The 15,924-nt window shown below is 58.7% G+C and carries 17 protein-coding genes; 7 read left to right on the top strand and 10 right to left on the bottom strand.

What is annotated here, in order from left to right; genetic code table 11:
- The first annotated feature begins 3 nt into the window (after positions 1 to 3).
- Positions 4 to 2,547 carry a fimbria/pilus outer membrane usher protein gene (locus CRN80_RS26530; protein ID WP_371861783.1) on the top strand — a complete coding sequence of 848 codons (2,544 nt, stop codon included), beginning with the start codon at positions 4 to 6 and terminating at the stop codon, positions 2,545 to 2,547.
- Between the two features lie 2 nt (positions 2,548 to 2,549).
- The gene (locus tag CRN80_RS26525; protein WP_229999502.1) at positions 2,550 to 3,668 is read left to right on the top strand and encodes a fimbrial protein; all 1,119 of its coding nucleotides are present in this window, start codon (positions 2,550 to 2,552) and stop codon (positions 3,666 to 3,668) included.
- A gap of 68 nt (positions 3,669 to 3,736) precedes the next feature.
- On the opposite strand, the gene CRN80_RS26520 is transcribed toward CRN80_RS26525, so the two are convergent.
- Entirely contained in the window at positions 3,737 to 3,919 is a 183-nt protein-coding gene (locus CRN80_RS26520) for a general stress protein (protein WP_003190457.1), read from the bottom strand.
- A gap of 319 nt (positions 3,920 to 4,238) precedes the next feature.
- On the opposite strand from CRN80_RS26520, the gene CRN80_RS26515 reads away from it, so the two are divergent.
- The 3 genes from CRN80_RS26515 to CRN80_RS26505 all read left to right on the top strand — a co-directional run bounded on the left by CRN80_RS26515 (position 4,239) and on the right by CRN80_RS26505 (position 7,226).
- Complete coding sequence (locus CRN80_RS26515; RefSeq protein ID WP_032892347.1) at positions 4,239 to 4,469, top strand: hypothetical protein; 231 nt, start codon at positions 4,239 to 4,241, stop codon at positions 4,467 to 4,469.
- A 165-nt stretch (positions 4,470 to 4,634) separates the two neighbouring features.
- Positions 4,635 to 5,519, top strand: coding sequence for a manganese catalase family protein (locus CRN80_RS26510; RefSeq protein WP_098951993.1), 885 nt, complete (start codon positions 4,635 to 4,637; stop codon positions 5,517 to 5,519).
- A 156-nt stretch (positions 5,520 to 5,675) separates the two neighbouring features.
- Entirely contained in the window at positions 5,676 to 7,226 is a 1,551-nt protein-coding gene (locus CRN80_RS26505) for a histidine kinase famiy protein (protein ID WP_238344586.1), read from the top strand.
- A gap of 130 nt (positions 7,227 to 7,356) precedes the next feature.
- Here CRN80_RS26505 and cyoE read toward each other — a convergent pair whose 3' ends face one another.
- From cyoE to cyoA, 5 genes are read right to left on the bottom strand one after another with little or no spacing between them, the layout of a single operon-like run.
- Complete coding sequence (gene cyoE, locus CRN80_RS26500) at positions 7,357 to 8,196, bottom strand: heme o synthase (RefSeq protein ID WP_256588573.1); 840 nt, start codon at positions 8,194 to 8,196, stop codon at positions 7,357 to 7,359.
- Positions 8,197 to 8,210: 14 nt separating this feature from the next.
- The gene (cyoD, locus tag CRN80_RS26495) at positions 8,211 to 8,549 is read right to left on the bottom strand and encodes a cytochrome o ubiquinol oxidase subunit IV (protein ID WP_098951989.1); all 339 of its coding nucleotides are present in this window, start codon (positions 8,547 to 8,549) and stop codon (positions 8,211 to 8,213) included.
- Between the two features lies 1 nt (position 8,550).
- Positions 8,551 to 9,165 carry a cytochrome o ubiquinol oxidase subunit III gene (gene cyoC / locus CRN80_RS26490; RefSeq protein ID WP_020303216.1) on the bottom strand — a complete coding sequence of 205 codons (615 nt, stop codon included), beginning with the start codon at positions 9,163 to 9,165 and terminating at the stop codon, positions 8,551 to 8,553.
- Positions 9,166 to 9,168: 3 nt separating this feature from the next.
- On the bottom strand, positions 9,169 to 11,142 hold the full coding sequence (gene cyoB / locus CRN80_RS26485; RefSeq protein WP_098951988.1) for a cytochrome o ubiquinol oxidase subunit I: 1,974 nt from the start codon (positions 11,140 to 11,142) through the stop codon (positions 9,169 to 9,171).
- Positions 11,143 to 11,144: 2 nt separating this feature from the next.
- Positions 11,145 to 12,068 (bottom strand): ubiquinol oxidase subunit II, encoded by a 924-nt coding sequence (gene cyoA / locus CRN80_RS26480; RefSeq protein ID WP_003190470.1) that lies wholly within the window; start codon positions 12,066 to 12,068, stop codon positions 11,145 to 11,147.
- A gap of 399 nt (positions 12,069 to 12,467) precedes the next feature.
- On the opposite strand from cyoA, the gene CRN80_RS26475 reads away from it, so the two are divergent.
- Entirely contained in the window at positions 12,468 to 12,782 is a 315-nt protein-coding gene (locus tag CRN80_RS26475) for a hypothetical protein (protein WP_098951986.1), read from the top strand.
- 776 nt (positions 12,783 to 13,558) lie between these two features.
- On the top strand, positions 13,559 to 13,828 hold the full coding sequence (locus CRN80_RS26460) for a DUF6555 family protein (RefSeq protein ID WP_003190473.1): 270 nt from the start codon (positions 13,559 to 13,561) through the stop codon (positions 13,826 to 13,828).
- Positions 13,829 to 13,883: 55 nt separating this feature from the next.
- Here CRN80_RS26460 and CRN80_RS31320 read toward each other — a convergent pair whose 3' ends face one another.
- From CRN80_RS31320 to CRN80_RS26440, 4 genes are all read right to left on the bottom strand, one after another.
- Positions 13,884 to 14,273, bottom strand: coding sequence for a hypothetical protein (locus CRN80_RS31320; protein WP_169918618.1), 390 nt, complete (start codon positions 14,271 to 14,273; stop codon positions 13,884 to 13,886).
- 40 nt (positions 14,274 to 14,313) lie between these two features.
- Positions 14,314 to 14,865 carry an ATP-dependent Clp protease proteolytic subunit gene (locus tag CRN80_RS26450; RefSeq protein ID WP_019821492.1) on the bottom strand — a complete coding sequence of 184 codons (552 nt, stop codon included), beginning with the start codon at positions 14,863 to 14,865 and terminating at the stop codon, positions 14,314 to 14,316.
- Positions 14,866 to 14,918: 53 nt separating this feature from the next.
- Positions 14,919 to 15,137 (bottom strand): general stress protein, encoded by a 219-nt coding sequence (locus CRN80_RS26445; protein ID WP_098951982.1) that lies wholly within the window; start codon positions 15,135 to 15,137, stop codon positions 14,919 to 14,921.
- A 328-nt stretch (positions 15,138 to 15,465) separates the two neighbouring features.
- Positions 15,466 to 15,642, bottom strand: a complete 177-nt coding sequence (locus tag CRN80_RS26440) for a general stress protein (protein WP_003190478.1) — start codon at positions 15,640 to 15,642, stop codon at positions 15,466 to 15,468.
- Positions 15,643 to 15,924 lie beyond the last annotated feature (282 nt).

The raw sequence follows: 15,924 nt of genomic DNA, 5'->3' as shown, positions 1-15,924 counted from the left end.
GTCTTGAATCCGCTCACAGCCCTGATCCTCAAGGCATTGGCCATTGCTCCAGGCGCGTGGAGCATGCAAGGCGCGTTGGCGCAAGAAGTGCAGTTCAATGACGCCTTCCTGCCCGAAGACTCGCGCAATCTTGACCTGAGTGCCTACCAGGCCGGCAACCCGGTGATGCCCGGTCAATACCGAGCCGACATCATCCTCAACGGGCAACTGAACAACCGGCAGGATATTCGCATTGACGCCCAGGCCGACGGCAGCAAGCCGGTGGTGTGTATGAATCGTGGCTTGCTTGAGCGCCAGGGGGTGCAAATGGCCAGCCTTACGCCCGAGGCCAGCACGATGCTCGACAGTCAGGCGTGCCCGGCAGTGTGGCAGGTAATCCCTGGCGCTACCGCGAACTTCTCCCCAGAGAACCAGGCGCTGGACCTGAGCATTCCCCAGGTGGCGCTCAAGCGTAATGCGCGGGGTTACGTCAGCCCGCAGTTGTGGGACCGTGGCGTGACGGCCGCCATGCTCAGCTACAACTTCAACGCCAATCGTAACCGCACCCGCAGTGGCAACTCCGATTCGGCGTTCATGGGCCTCAACGCGGGCCTGAACCTGGGGGACTGGCGCCTGCGCCACAACGCGTCCATGAGCTGGCAGTCACGTTTGGGCAGCCGGTATCAGGCTCTGGACACATACGCTCAGCGTGATATCACCGCGTTGAAAAGCCAACTGACGGTGGGTGAGTCCAACACCACCGGCGAGATCTTCGACACCTTGTCCTACCGTGGCGTGCAACTGTCCACTGACGACCGCATGCTGCCTGATTCGATGCGCGGGTATGCGCCGGTCATCCGGGGTATTGCCCGCACCAATGCGCGGGTAACCATTCGCCAAGCCGGCAATATCTTGCTGGAAACCACCGTGGCGCCCGGCGCGTTTGTGATCGATGACCTGTACTCCACCGGCTATGGTGGCGACCTCAGCGTGAGCGTGGCCGAAGCCGACGGCACTGAGCAGAACTTTATCGTGCCCTACGCCTCGGTCAGCCAGTTGCTACGCCCCGGCACCTCGCGGTTCAGCCTCACCGCGGGTGAAACCCGCAACAACTTCGTCGACGATCAGGCGCGCCTGCTGCAAGGGACTGTGCAGTACGGCTTGAACAATACCTTCACCGGTTTTGCCGGTCTGCAATCGAGCGATGACTACACGGCGGTGCTCACCGGCCTGGCGTTCGGCACACCCATCGGTGCGATGGCCGTGGACATCACGCACGCCCAGACCGACCTGGCCGGCGGCGCTGCCAAGGGCCAGAGCATGCGGGTGTCGTACAGCAAGAATGTGCTCAGTACCGGCAGTAACTTCTCGCTGGCGGCCTATCGGTTTTCCACTCAGGACTACCTGGATTTCAGCAGCGCCATCCAACTGCTGGATGCCGAGAAAAATGGCTGGGATTCGAGCATGTTCGGTCGCCCGCGCAGTCGTTTTTCGGTGACCGCCGACCAGAACCTTGGGGCTTGGGGGCAAGTCTCTATCAGCGGTTACGCGCAAAACTACTGGAATCAGCCGGGCAGTGATGTGCAGTACCAGTTCAGCTACAGCAAGCAGTTCAACCGCGTCAGCTTCAGTGTGAATGCCAACCGCAGCCGCATGGGGCTGGGCGACATGGAGAACAGCTTTTTGCTGACCATGAGCATGCCCCTGGATTTCGGCGCGTCGGGTAACACTCCGCAAATAACCGCGCAGGTGGGCCGCGATACCCAAGGCAATTACAGTGAGCAGGCCGGTATCAGCGGCACCGCCGGCCAAGACCGTCAATATGGCTATAGCGCCAATTTCGGCCATGACGGCGCCAACCACAGCAAGAGCGCCGCGCTTAACGGTCAGTACACGGGTGGGCGAGCCATGCTCAGTGCGGCACTGGGGCGTGGCGATGGCTATACCAGCGCCTCGATGGGCGCCAGCGGCACCGTGGTGGCCCACGCCGAGGGTGTGACCATGACGCCGTACCGCGGCGAAACCATGGCGGTGGTCAGTGCGCCGGGTGCCGCGGGCGCCAAGGTTTCGGGATACCCCGGCCTCACGCTCGACAGTCGCGGCAATGCCGTGGTGCCGTACCTACGGCCTTATGAGCTGAACGAGGTGGCCATCGACCCGATTGGCAGTTCGCTGGATGTCGAACTCAACGAGACCAGCCAACAAGTCGCCCCACGCGCCGGTGCCGTGGTGCATCTTAAATACACCACTAATCAGGGCCGTGCGGTGCTGCTCAATGTGCGCCTGGACGATGGCAGCAGCTTGCCATTTGGCGCAGGCGTGACCGACGGCGAAGGCGCCTCGGTGGGGATGGTCGGGCAGGGCGGTCTGCTCTATGCCCGGATCAAGCCAGAAACTCGCCAGTTGTTGATCAACTGGGGCAGCAAGACCCATCAACAGTGTGCCCTGATGATTCCTCCCGGCCCCGGCGAGGGCCAGCAATTGCAGCAGGTGGACGCTATTTGCGCCGCCGGCAAACAGGTCGCGGGCAGCACGCCGCCCAACAACATGCAAAAGGTACCGTTATGAACATGGGCGCTTTGATCAAACCCAGCCTAGCGCTGGCGGCACTTTGGGCGATGGCCGATACGGCCATGGCAGTGACCTGTACATATAACAACGGTATCCAGGCCGCAGTGGGCAACATGCCATTGCAGGTCTCGGCGATTACCGTCGGACGTGATGTGCCGGTGGGCGCCGAAGTCTATCGACAGCGCTTCAGCATGGCCTTGGGCCAGGCACCCGAGCTGGACTGCCGGTTTGCTCCGTTTCAACAGTGGACCGAGTTGACGGTCGAGGCGACTTCTGGCTTAGCCAATTGGTCCAGCGGCCCCTATGCCAACAAGGTCTACAGAACCCGAATTCCAGGGCTGGGGGTGGTTATCAATAGTCTCGGCGGCGTGCTGCCCAGGCAAACCAACAAATCCTGGACTGCCTGCACATCGGGCTCTCGCTGCCTGATTCCGTTTGATGGACCTTCGAACTTCGAATTGATACTGATCAAACTAGGGGAAGTAACGCCAGGTGTATTGGCGGGCAGCTCATTGCCGGTCGTGAGCCTGTTTGGCAACTTCGGCGATGCCAGGATGCAGGGTTTCAGGATGGGCATCTCCGGCAGTATCCAGATTGTCTCGCGCACATGCAGTACGCCGGATGTTTCAGTGCCGATGGGGACGCACTTGACCAATAAGTTCACCGGGCTTAACAGCGCCACAGGGTGGACAGATTTTTCCATCAACTTGAATGATTGCCCGGCGTTCCATGGCACCTATTCCACCACCGGACCTGGCTGGCTTTCGCAAAGTGGTAATTCACCCACCGGCGTTGGCTCCGGCGGAACCCTAGCGGGTAACACCCTGCAATTTCGCATCGACTCCTCGCGCCCGGCGATCAATGCCAGTACGGGCGTGCTGAGCATTGATCCCACAGGCACAGGTAATTCGCCTGCCGCAAGCGGAGTCGGCATCCAAGTAGCGACACTAGACAGTACCCCGGTACCCCTGGGGATGAATCGGGCCAGCGGTATTAACCCACTGTCCTTCGAGTCCAGCTACAACATCCGCTTGCGTGCCCGTTATCTGCAAACCGCCAACCGAGTCACGCCAGGCCCGGCCAATGCGTCGGCGACGTTTACGATTATTTATCAGTGATGAATATGTCACTTATGTTCTGTGCGTTTGGTTTGAAGGGGCAGCCAGGCTGCCCCTCCCACCGTTACTCAAGAACCCGACTTCCGACCGCCGCCATGGCTGTGCTGCCCACCTTTACGGCCGGCTTCCGAGGCTTTTTCACGGTCGTTGGCGAAGTTGCCGCCCGACGCCTGGCCGCCTTTTTTACCGGCTTCGGAGGCTTTTTCGCGATCATTGGCAAAGTTGCCCGGGTTTTTATTACCTGTAGTCATGATAGTTCTCCAATCGCTAATTTAGCGTTTCGTTAGTTGGCCGTTTCGCAACGGACACTTATTCCGATATTGGCTGTTTGGGAAATGTTTTGCCGATTTTTCTAACCGGCGACGAACGGTAATTTCGCTGAAAAAGTTATACAGGAATTTGGTTGATACGCCGCTTCGTATAACTTTTATTGCCGGTCAGCGCTTCGGTATTAATAAGATCGAAACTGCCGGCTTAGTTTAGGGTCCTGCCATTCGTCTTTTTCGTCGCACTCCAAAAAAAGGCGTCGTTCCAACGAGTTCCTAACCTGTGAACGGGAGCATTTCAGCCATGAAGCCCAACCCATCCAACCCACAGTACCGGCCGCTTGAGCAACCAGACGCACCCAATGAAGACGGTTGCGTGATTGGCACTGCCGGGCGCGACGAAGACCCCAACGCGACCACCGATTGGGACCATCCCGACAGCGCCGCGACACCCGCTGACGCCAGCATCAAACCCGCCAGCGGTACGCCCGGCATCGACGTCGTGCCCGAGTCGGAAAACCACGGTGCCGATTGAGAGAGCTGCGCTACAAGCGCCGTTTCGCTTGGCCTGCAGCGTATTACCGCTGGTCGTGAGGCGCCGGTTTATTTTGAAATTTTCCATGCGCAGGCCACTTCCCATGCAAGGTAGGCGCGCATTCCAGCAGGGCGCCTTTTTCCGTAAGCCTGAGGAGATTTGTTCATGTTTCTACATAACAAGCGACTTCAATACACCGTCCGTGTCGCCGAGCCCAACCCGGGCCTGGCCAACCTTTTGCTCGAGCAGTTTGGCGGCGCTCAAGGTGAGTTGGCCGCCGCGTCCCGTTACTTCACCCAAGCCTTGGCGGAAGACGACCCGGGGCGCAAAGATTTGCTGATGGACATCGCCACCGAAGAACTCAGCCATCTGGAGATCGTCGGCTCCATCATCGTGATGCTCAACAAGGGCGCCAAGGGGCGGATGGCCGAAGGCGTGGAAGAGGAGGGCGAGTTGTATCGTGCCCTCAATGGCGCCGGCAATGACTCGCACATCACCAGCCTGCTGTACGGGGCGGGCTCGCCGCTGACCAACTCTGCCGGTGTGCCGTGGACTGCCGCCTACATTGACACCATCGGTGAACCCACCGCAGACATGCGTTCGAACATCGCCGCCGAAGCCCGGGCCAAAATCGTCTATGAGCGGCTGATGAACGTCACCGATGACCCGGGAGTAAAAGATGCGCTGGGGTTTTTGATGACGCGGGAAATCGCTCACCAGATATCCTTCGAAAAAGCGCTGCATGCCATTCAACCGAATTTCCCCCAAGGCAAGTTGCCGGGCAAGCCGGAGTTCACGCAGGTGTACTTCAACATGTCCCAAGGTGCGGAAAACCTGCGCGGGCCCTGGAACCAGGGTGATGGTTGGGAGTTCGTGGAAAACCCACAACCGGCAGTCGATGGCGGTGACGGCACCGCCAGCGTGCAGTTGGACGCCGACGAGGAAGCGGCGCTGAGCGCGATGAAGATCCGCACGCTCTCGGACCCCACCAGCGACCCCACCACCGGCGCTGACCTGGGCAGGGGGCTGCAGCCAAAACCTGAGCCATGACCCAGGCTGTACGGTCGCGCGGCGCCCAATCACGGGCGCCGCGCCCTTTGATGGCACTGCGCAGCATTTTCACGGTCCATGGAACACATACCACGTATCTGGAGGTGAACCTTGGCGACAAAGAAGAAGCCTGTGGTCGAGGGTATGGAATTGGCGATGCTGTCTGCCAGCCGCAAAGACCTGTTCTTTGCGGCCATGCAAGCCAGCCACAGCGCAATGATCGTGACCGACCCCGCCGAGCCGGATAACCCGATCATCTTTGCCAACCAGGCGTTCCTGACCCTGACAGGCTTTGAACTGGACGAAGTGATCGGACGCAATTGCCGGTTCCTGCAGGGGCCCCAAACCGACAAAAACGCGCTGCACCAGGTGCAACGCGCAGTTGAGCGGCACCATGAGGCCTGTGTCGAGGTGCTCAATTACCGCAAGGACGGCTCGACCTTCTGGAACGAGCTGTTCATTTCGCCGTTGTTCAACGAACGTGGGCAACTGGTGTATTTTTTCGCCTCGCAGCTGGACGTGAGCCGGCGCCACGACGCTGAGCAGCGCGTGCGTCGCGCACAAGATTTGGAAGCGCTGGGGCAACTGACCGGTGGCATCGCCCATGACTTCAATAACCTGCTGCAAGTGATGATGGGCTATCTCGACTTGATCCAGCAGAGCGCCAAGCGCCCCGGCAGCGATCCGCAGCGCATCGTCAGCAGCGCCAGCCGTGCCAGGGCGGCGGCGGAAAAAGCGCAAACCCTGACTCAGCAGTTGCTGGCGTTTTCGCGCAAGCAACGGCTCGACAGCCGGGTGATCAACTTGAACAGCTTGCTCGGCCGCCCGGACTTCATGGCCCCTGCGCTGCGGGGCGTCGCGTTGCAGGTGGAGCTTGCCGACGAGCTGTGGAATTGCCGCATCGACCCGGTCCAGGCGGAGCTGGCGGTGCAGCATCTGTTGTCGAACGCCCAAGATGCTTTGCACGGGCGTGCTGATCCGTCGGTCACCGTCAAGACCTGCAACGTCCAAGTGCCCGGCGATATCGATGCCGAGCGTGAGGGGTTGGCCGAGGGCTGTTACGTGAGCATTTCGGTCTCGGATAACGGCAACGGCATCGACGCAGGTATTCAGGACAAAGTCATGCAACCGTTCTTCACCACCAAGGAAGAAGGCCAGGGCTCGGGCCTGGGGTTGTCGATGGTGTACGGCTTCGTCAAGCAATCGGGCGGCACGGCGCGGATTCATTCCGACCCGGGTATCGGTACGACGATACGCTTGTACTTTCCGGCCGATGACAGCCAGCTGTGGGTTGAGCAGACACCCACGGCCACCTCACCGCAAGGTAGCGAGCGCATCCTGATCGTGGAGGACCGGCCCGAGGTGGCTGAGTTGGCGCAAGTGATCCTGTCTGACTACGGTTACCACACGGCCATCGCCCACAACGCCGCCGAGGCTTTGGGCATGCTCAAGCAGGCGACGTATGACCTGGTGTTCAGTGACTTGATCATGCCCGGTGCGATGAATGGCGCAGCGTTGGCGCGGGAGGTGTCGCGCTTGTATCCGCACATCAGGATCTTGCTGACCACTGGCTATGCGAAAGATTCGCTGGCCCGCGCGGATATACAGGTGCATGAGTTCGAGTTGATTCCCAAGCCGTATCAGCCTGCTGACCTGCCCCGGAAAATCCGTGCGGTACTGGATGCCAGACATCCAGCGACTATATGACCCTCTCTCTGTAGGAGCGAGCTTGCTCGCGAAAAACTCACAGGCGCCACGTTTATTCAGGCAACCCGCGTTATCGTTGACGTTTTTCGCGAGCAAGCTCGCTCCTACAGGGAGGGCGCAGCCTGCCGAGCTACCTCAGCACTGCCAACGCCAGGTTAAGCGCCAGCACCAGCACTATCGAAAACCCGAATAGCCTGCGCGCCCAGCCGGTCGGATCAGTCAGCCGTGTACTGTTGGCCGCGAGGGCGAGCCAATATCCCCCAAGCCCTAGCATCACCACAAAATACAACGCCGCCATCTGCGCCACCGCGCCCAGCATCAGGGCGCTGGCGAGGAAGGCCAGCATGTACGCCTGTATCTGCCGATGGGCTTGGGCCAGGCTCAGCAGCGGCAGGCCTGCGGCGCGGAAATCCTCGCGGCGCATCACGGTGATGGCGTGTGAGTGCGGCATCTGCCAACAGCAGAACACCATAATCAGCAGCAACGCCGTGAGGTCAAACCGCCCGGTGACCGCGCAATAGCCGATCACCGGCGGCATCGCCCCGGAAAGGCTGCCGATCAAGGTGGCCCAGTGGGAGCGCCGCTTGAGCCAGTAGGTGTAGACCCCCGCATAGATCACCAGCCCGACCATCGCCAGCATGCACGCCAGCGCATTGCTGCCGGCCCACAACAAGCCAAAACCGCAGGCGCCCAGGACGATCCCATAGCCTGCGGCAGTGGACACCTTGATGGTGCGCAGTGCCAGTGGACGGTGACAGGTGCGCACCATGCGCCGGTCGATGTCGCGGTCAATGCAGTTGTTGATGACACACCCGCACCCGATCACCAGGGCCGTGCCGAGCAGGGTGGCCAGCCCGTGCGTCACCGAGGCCACATGCCCGCTGGCGGCGAGCAGGTAACCGCCCAGCACCGAGGCCAGGTTGCCGACAATAATGCCCGGCTTGGTGAGCTCGATAGCGGTATTGAACAACCCCCGCCAGTGTTTCAGTGCGCCAGCATGTTGTGATGAATACTGTCCATGATCCATAACGAAAGCCCCACCAACAGAAGAATGATGACCACCGAGAAAATCAGCGCAATCAGGTTCCAGCGTTGTTCTTCGGCCGTGTCCAAGTGCAGGAAGAACTTGAGGTGGACCACGATTTGTATCGCGCCCAGCGCCACCACCAGCCAGGCGGTGAAGGTGCGCGGCAGTGACGGGAACATCACCAGGCCGAACGGGATCAGGGTGAGCAGGACCGACACCAGGAACCCCACTAGGTAGGAGCGACTGCTGCCATGGCTCGTACCGGCACTGCTGTGAAGCGAGCTTTGCTTGTACATGTCACACCACCCCCAACAGATAGACCACGGTAAAGACGCAGATCCACACCACGTCCAAAAAGTGCCAGAACAGGCTCAGGCAGCTGAGCCGGGTGGCGTTGGTGCTGGTCAGGCCGCGTTGCTTGACCTGGACCATCAGTACCGCCATCCAGATCAGCCCGGTTAACACGTGCGCGCCGTGGGTGCCGACGAGGGTGAAGAAAGCGGTCAGGAAGGCACTGCGGTCCGGCCCGTAGCCCTCTGCGATCAAGTGGTGGAATTCGTTGATCTCCATGGCGATAAAGCCCGCGCCCAGTACGAACGTGAGCCCCAGCCAGCGCAACACATCGCGTTGCTTGCCGTGGTTCATGGCGAGCATGGCGTAGCCGTAGGTGATACTGCTCAACAGCAGCAGCATGGTTTCGGCCAGCACATAGGGCAGTTCGAAAATATCCATGCTCGACGGCCCGCCCGCCACGCTGTCGCGCAATACGGCGTAGCCGGCGAACAAGGTCGCGAACAGGATGCAGTCGGTCATCAGGTAGATCCAGAACCCGAACAGGCTCAGGGAACCGGCGTCTTCATGCCCTTGTTCGTGGGTGTGAGCGATGTCTTTTTCCATAACGATATTGGACATGGGTCAAGCCTCTGCCAGGTCTTTGAGACGTGCCGTTTCGATGCGCGCGACTTCCTGCGCGGGCACGAAGTAATCGGTGTCTTCGTCGTAGCTGCGCACCACGAACGCCACCACCGAGGCCACCAGGCCGAACGCCGCCATCCACCAGATGTGCCACACGAGCGCAAAGCTGCAGACCAGCGCGAACAGGCTGATGACCAGGCCCGACGCGGTATTGCGCGGCATGTGGATGCTGCGATAGTCGGTGTGGCTGAGGGTGCTGACGCCGCGCTCCTTCATGCCCCAGTACGCGTCCAGGTCATTGACCTTGGGCTGCTCGGCGAAGTTGTATAGCGGCGGCGGGGACGCGGTGGCCCATTCCAGGGTGCGCCCGTCCCATGGGTCGCCGGTGAGGTCGCGGTATTGATGACGGTTGCGGATGCTCACCAACAGTTGCAGGGCCTGCGTCGCCACACCGCAGAGGATGATTGCCACCCCCACCAACTCCAGCAGCAGCCAGGGCCGCCACTCCGGGTTGTCGAAATGATTGAGGCGACGCGTCATGCCCATGAAGCCCAGCACGTAAGAGGGCATGAACGCGAAATAAAAGCCCACCAGCCAGCACCAGAAGGCGATGCGCCCCAGCTTGTCGTTCAAGCGGAAACCGAACGCCTTGGGGAACCAATACGTCAGGCCGGCCATGTAGCCGAACACCGCGCCGCCGATGATCACGTTGTGAAAGTGCGCGATCAGGAACAGGCTGTTGTGCAGCAGGAAGTCGGCCCCCGGCACCGCCAGCAGCACCCCGGTCATGCCGCCGATGCTGAAGGTCACGATAAAGCCCAGGGTCCATAGCATGGGCGTTTCGAAACGCACGCGGCCGCGGTACATGGTGAACAACCAGGTGAAGATTTTCACCCCGGTGGGCACTGCGATGATCATCGTCATGATGCCGAAAAACGCATTGACGTTGCCGCCGGCCCCCATGGTGAAAAAGTGATGCAGCCACACGATGAACGACAACACGGTGATCGCAATGGTCGCCCACACCAGTGACACGTAGCCGAACAACCGCTTGCTGCTGAAGGTGGCTGCGATTTCGGAAAACACCCCGAACGCCGGCAGGATCAAGATGTACACCTCCGGATGCCCCCAGGCCCAGATGAGGTTCACATACATCATTGGGTTGCCGCCGGCCTCGTTGGTGAAGAAATGCATGCCCAGGTAACGGTCCAGGGTCAGCATCAGCAGGGTGGCGGTGAGGATCGGGAAGGCCGCCAGAATCAGCACCGAGGTGCACAGCGCGTTCCAGGTGAACACCGGCATCTTGAACAGCGTCATGCCTTCGGTGCGCATCTTCAGGATGGTGACGAAGAAATTCACCCCCGTGAGCAGCGTGCCGATGCCGGATATCTGCAATGACCAGATGTAGTAATCCACGCCGACGCCGGGGCTGTACCCCAGCTCGGATAACGGCGGATAAGCCACCCAACCGGTGCGCGCGAACTCACCCACCCCCAGCGAAATGTTCACCAGCGCCGCACCCACCACGAACAGCCAGAAACTCAGGGCGTTGAGAAACGGATAGGCCACATCGCGAGCGCCGATCTGCAACGGCACGACGATGTTCATCAAGCCGACCACGAAGGGCATGGCCATGAAGAAGATCATGATCACACCGTGGGCGGTGAAGATCTGGTCGTAATGTTCCGGCGGCAGGTAACCCGGCCCGCCGCTGGCGGCCATGGCTTGCTGGGTGCGCATCATGATCGCATCGGAGAACCCGCGCAGCAGCATCACCAGGGCGACGATGATGTACATGCAACCGATCTTCTTGTGGTCCACCGAGGTGAACCACTCGCGCCATAAATAGCCCCACTTGCGTTTCCAGGTGATCGAGCCCACCAGCGCCACCCCGATCAGGCCGAGGACGGCCAGGGTGTACATCACAATGGGTTCAGTGGTTGGGATCGCATCCCACGACAGTTTTCCGAACATGGTTACCGCTCCTCAGCCAGCAGACTTGGGTGTTGATCGGTGCGTTGTGCAGCGTCGCTCAATGGCGAGCGCCGGGGTTTATTGGCCTTGTTCATGCCTTCGTATTTATCGACGATGTCCAGGAACAGGCGCTCCTGTACCGCCGAGTAATAGGTCACGGGGTGCTTGAGGGTGGGCTTGGCCAATTGCGCGTAGGTGCTGTGGTCCAGAGGCGTGGCCGCGCCCTTGACCTTTGTCACCCAGCTTTGGAAGTCGGCAGCGCTCAGGGACAGCGTGGTGAAATGCATGTCGGAAAAACCGGGGCCGTTGTAGTTGGCGGCAATCCCTCTGAATTCACCGGTCTCGTTGGCGATCAGGTGCAGCTTGGTCTGCATGCCGGCCATGGCGTAGATCTGCCCGCCGAGTGCCGGAATAAAAAACGAGGTCATGGCCGCGTCGGAGGTGACGGTGAAACTCACCGGCGTGTGCACCGGCAGGGCCAGCTCGTTGACGCTGGCGATGCCCAGGTCAGGGTAGATAAACAGCCACTTCCAGTCGGTGGCCACCACCTGCACATTGATGGGCGGGGTGTCTGATTCCAGCGGGCGATAGGGATCGAGTGCGTGGGTGGTCTCCCAGGTCACCCATCCCAGGACGATGATGATCAGCAGGGGAACGCCCCACACCACCGCCTCGATTTTGTGCGAGCTGGCCCAGCGGGGGGAGTAGCGGGCTTTTTTATTGGTGGCGCGGTAGCGGTAGGCGAAGACGAACATCATCACGATCACCGGGACGACCACCAGCAGCATCAGGCCGGTGGCGAGAATGATCAGGTCGCGCTCATCGGTTGCTACTTGCCCCTTGGGGTTGAAGACCACCAGGTTGCAACTGGTGAGTAAGAAGAGGCTGGTGATAGTGACCAGGCAATAACCCATCGCTCGTTTCATGCCGTGCTCCTGTGTTGGAAACTTGCGTTTTGCTGTGCCGAATCTGGGCTCGGGCGTTAACTAAGCGAAGCGCTTATTAACACCAGGAACCATCAGGTGATAAACATTCGGCAATAAGATGCCGTCAGTAGATAAAGTGCTTCTACTGTTAGGTTCTACTGGCTTTTGCTGCCGCTCTACAGGGCGTATTTCGCCGCGCTCCCGAACATTTTGAATAGAGCCCCGTGGGTTGGTTTAACAATTTGTTTCCTCGCCTGACGAACGGTTTAACAGGCGAAGCGGTAAAGGGTTTTTATCGGTGCATGATGGAGGTGGCCTTGGAAAAAAAGTCTGAATTCTGGTGAACAAGTTCAGTCGTTAGTTGATGGCCAACCCCACTAATGGTTTTGGAGAAGAGCTATGTTTATCCGTGGCAAAATCTATGAAGCCTGGGCCGCCAAGGCACTCGACGAAGAGTGCTTTACCCAGGAGGTTGAAAACGGCTGCCATATCGAAGTCAGGGCCCGGGAGCGGGAAGATGGCGATATTGAAGTGCTGCTGTGCGTCTACACCGCGACGGGGCAATGCGTGGTTGAACGTACCAGGCAATTGCCGGGTGCCGAATGGACGGTGCGCGATGCGCTCAAACGCGGTATTGATCAGGCGGAACGGATTGCTGGGGGGGAGTCCGGCCGACTGCCCTGTGCTGATGCTCACTTGCACGACGACGATTGAAGGGCGCGGCCGATAGTCGAGACCTACCTGAGGCCCCGCGCTGCAAATGTGGGGGCTGGCTTGCCTGCGATGGCGGCCTGCCAGCCGACGCCTCTGCACCTGGCACCCCGCGATCCAAATGTGGGAGCTGGCTTGCCTGCGATGGCGGCCTAACAGTCAACACAGTTGGTTTGTGTACATATCCATTGCTGCGGTAACGGCCACTTAGGGGGCCGCCCTGACGGCGGGTCACTTTGGAAAAGCCCCAAAGTAACCAAAGGGCTCTTGCCCCACCACTCGGCACCTCGCCTAGGCTCGGTGTGCCCGAACGCAGGCTTGAATCCGTGGGCCGCCGCCACGCGCCATCCATGGCGCGGGGCGGCTAACCCGGCGTCCTGCCGGGTTACCCACGAATTCAAGCCTGCGTTCGGCCAGCGTGGTTTAACGGGGCGCCTGAGATCAAGATCACAAGCAGATCAAGATCAAGAGCGACTCGCTTCGCATCGTGGTTACCGTCGGTCGCTACGTCGCGGGAGCAAGCTCCCTCGCCACAGGGTGTAGCGCCGCCGCAAATAAAAAAGCCCGCACGGAGTGCGGGCAAGACAGGAGTTTTTACCAAGAGCCTGGAGTGAGCAGACTCACTATTAAGAAACAAAAGAAGCATGAACCGTTTTATTTTTTTAATGCGAGGCCGACGAGCGGTAGTGCAACGGCAAGTGCATGTTTGTCGTCACTCAAACATTAAAAATTCTGAACCTTCGTTCTGAGCAAATAACAAAAAATCAGAAGGAGAGGTTATGAAAAATTCTTTATATGTCATCGAATACGAATACCACCACGAGCCTAAGTCTTTCATTATAAGAGCGGAGGTAATGAATAATGCAGAGGCCTGGCATTGGGCCTGTTGCGATGCAGGTATAGGCATTATTCCTAGATCGCGTAATGAAAAGATCAAGCGCATCAGTAAGCCGCTGGCCGAACGCTACGGTCTTGAGAATGTAAGGTGGCGTCCGTCTGGGAGTATTCCCTTTATTGCGAAACCTTATGTGCCACCGCCACCCGAATGAATGTGTTTTTGATAGATGATGTGCATTCGGGTAGCGTTAGGAGCGAGGCAAGTGCCTACTGTTTTTTGCGTCGCTCCTGCAACATGCACAATTTTTGCACGCTGCGTTGCAGCGCCTCTTTCATGATGTCGGCTGCATACTGTTGCTTGCACGCCGGGCACAGCATGTCTGACGCTGGCGACATCAGGTAGTCCGGGTCATCCAGCGTTGACTCGAAAGGTTGTTTGCAGTGCAGGCAACGTCGGTTCGCTTGTAGATGCGTCACATCGATTCCTCCCTGAATGAAGCGGCCACTCTCAATTAAGAAGTGGACGTTTTCAACTGCTAAAAAGGAAGAATTCAAACAAGCGCTTAGTTGATGTTTTATTGCCAGTATTTTGTGGTGATAGCTGGGTAGTTGCGGGCGCGTGCGCCCGCTCGGTTCGGGGGTTGAGGTTTTTGCCATTCTGCTGCGTACTTTTTGTGCAGTTTTTGCCTGATACGCCCTAGGAATGAATGAAGCTGCTCACGAATTCCGCCTTGATTACCGGAAGTTCGATCCCATGGATCAAGCCGGCGGTGAGCGCTTGTTGCGGGTCGAGAATGCGTGGCGCGGCGATCAAGTATTTTTCGGTCTCCAGTTTTTCGACGGCATCGGCGGTGCGCTCGGCCACGATGCGTGCATACAACTGCAAGTCGTAATCCAGACTCATCGCGTATTCAGACATGCGCGAGTGGTCAACCGCGCCTTGCACATGCCAATGAAAGGGGTGGAACAGAAATTTACTGTGCTTGCAGGCGGTCCTGCGCTCGCCGGCCAGGAAGATGATATTGCCCATGGATTCCACGGTGCCGAGGTTATGGGTATGCACCGGAATCGGCAGGGACAATAAAAAGTTGTACATCGTAAAGCCGTAGCTGCATTCACCGCCCATGGTGGCGATATTCAGTACCAGGCCCTGGGCATCTTGTTGTACGGCCAACGAGGCTTTTTCGATCAGTTGGCTGCACGTGGAGGCGGTGACCGGTGCGGTGAAGTTGATAATGTGTAAAGGCATGGTGTCCCTCATCAATGAAAGCAGGGGAGCATTGCTCCCCTGCATCAAGCACATCAGCTTTTGCGCCCGCCGCCGTGGCTGTGTTCGCCACCTTTACGCCCGGCTTCGGAAGCTTTTTCGCGGTCGTTGGCGAAATTGCCGCCACTGTTCTGGCCGCCTTTGCTGCCGATCTCCTGGTAGAACTCTTTGTCATGGGACGCAGAAGTGGCTTCGCCGCCTTTTTTACCGGCTTCGCTGACGCTCATTTGGCCTTGCTTGTCTTGAGTAGTCATGTTCAGTTACCTCGTCGTTATGTCGGGAATGTAACGTTCACTTTGATTGTGCTGGAACCTTGCACTTAGTTGCGTCCGTTAAGCTGCACGGTTATAAGTGCCTTTCACACAAGGGTGGCGTTTTAGATGCGCTTATCGTTGCTTCGGCTTGTTCGGCAAGTTGCTGATGTTCGTAACACGCAGACGTATTGGAACGCAGGCCAGTCCTTGCTTGAGTTTGCACTTCTACAATCGGCCTGCGAGCTGGCTCGCCGCGCTGATTATCAATTGACGCACGCATGATGAATGCCCTTTGTTAACTAACGGAACAGCGGTACTGCCCGCGTCGTCAGGATTTACGCCCACCACCATGGCTGTTCTGGCCGCCTTTACGCCCTGCTTCCGAGGCTTTTTCGCGGTCGTTGGCGAAGTTGCCGCCAGAGGCCTGCCCACCTTTCTTACCCGCCTGCGATGCTTTTTCGCGATCATTGGCAAAGTTTCCAGGGTTTTTATTGCTCGTCGTCATAACAATACTCCCAGTTTTGAAATGTCGTTTCGCTAGTTGCCCATTTATGCAACGGACATCTTTTCTGATAAGGGCAGGTGCGCAGATGTTTTGAAATTTTTTTAAAAGGGCGATGAACGGTAGAGGGGCAGGCGAAACTTGTACAAGTAGGCCCCCATAGTGCCGCTTCGTATAAGTTTTGCTGCCTCGATTGATATTGAATTAGTGGCGACCTTAACGGTTCGTTTAGCATTCAATACGCTGCTTGATAGTGGTCATTAAAGCCGCTTGCTCCTCTGGCCG

Origin of the sequence: Pseudomonas sp. FDAARGOS_380, assembly GCF_002591235.1 — a bacterium.
Taxonomy (GTDB): domain Bacteria; phylum Pseudomonadota; class Gammaproteobacteria; order Pseudomonadales; family Pseudomonadaceae; genus Aquipseudomonas; species Aquipseudomonas salmasensis.
The sequence above is the reverse complement of the archived record's forward strand: the minus strand, read 5'-3'. Positions and strand labels throughout refer to the sequence as shown.

Excerpts from the sequence above, each read along its gene's own strand:
- CRN80_RS26510 (WP_098951993.1), top strand. The coding sequence starts at position 4,635 with ATGTTTCTACATAACAAGCGACTTCAATACACCGTCCGTGTCGCCGAG.
- cyoD (WP_098951989.1), bottom strand. The coding sequence starts at position 8,549 with ATGTACAAGCAAAGCTCGCTTCACAGCAGTGCCGGTACGAGCCATGGC.
- CRN80_RS31320 (WP_169918618.1), bottom strand. The coding sequence starts at position 14,273 with ATGGCAAAAACCTCAACCCCCGAACCGAGCGGGCGCACGCGCCCGCAA.
- CRN80_RS26460 (WP_003190473.1), top strand. The coding sequence starts at position 13,559 with ATGAAAAATTCTTTATATGTCATCGAATACGAATACCACCACGAGCCT.
- cyoC (WP_020303216.1), bottom strand. The coding sequence starts at position 9,165 with ATGTCCAATATCGTTATGGAAAAAGACATCGCTCACACCCACGAACAA.
- cyoA (WP_003190470.1), bottom strand. The coding sequence starts at position 12,068 with ATGAAACGAGCGATGGGTTATTGCCTGGTCACTATCACCAGCCTCTTC.
- cyoB (WP_098951988.1), bottom strand. The coding sequence starts at position 11,142 with ATGTTCGGAAAACTGTCGTGGGATGCGATCCCAACCACTGAACCCATT.
- CRN80_RS26450 (WP_019821492.1), bottom strand. The coding sequence starts at position 14,865 with ATGCCTTTACACATTATCAACTTCACCGCACCGGTCACCGCCTCCACG.
- CRN80_RS26505 (WP_238344586.1), top strand. The coding sequence starts at position 5,676 with ATGCTGTCTGCCAGCCGCAAAGACCTGTTCTTTGCGGCCATGCAAGCC.
- CRN80_RS26525 (WP_229999502.1), top strand. The coding sequence starts at position 2,550 with ATGGGCGCTTTGATCAAACCCAGCCTAGCGCTGGCGGCACTTTGGGCG.
- CRN80_RS26520 (WP_003190457.1), bottom strand. The coding sequence starts at position 3,919 with ATGACTACAGGTAATAAAAACCCGGGCAACTTTGCCAATGATCGCGAA.
- CRN80_RS26515 (WP_032892347.1), top strand. The coding sequence starts at position 4,239 with ATGAAGCCCAACCCATCCAACCCACAGTACCGGCCGCTTGAGCAACCA.
- CRN80_RS26445 (WP_098951982.1), bottom strand. The coding sequence starts at position 15,137 with ATGACTACTCAAGACAAGCAAGGCCAAATGAGCGTCAGCGAAGCCGGT.
- CRN80_RS26440 (WP_003190478.1), bottom strand. The coding sequence starts at position 15,642 with ATGACGACGAGCAATAAAAACCCTGGAAACTTTGCCAATGATCGCGAA.
- CRN80_RS26475 (WP_098951986.1), top strand. The coding sequence starts at position 12,468 with ATGTTTATCCGTGGCAAAATCTATGAAGCCTGGGCCGCCAAGGCACTC.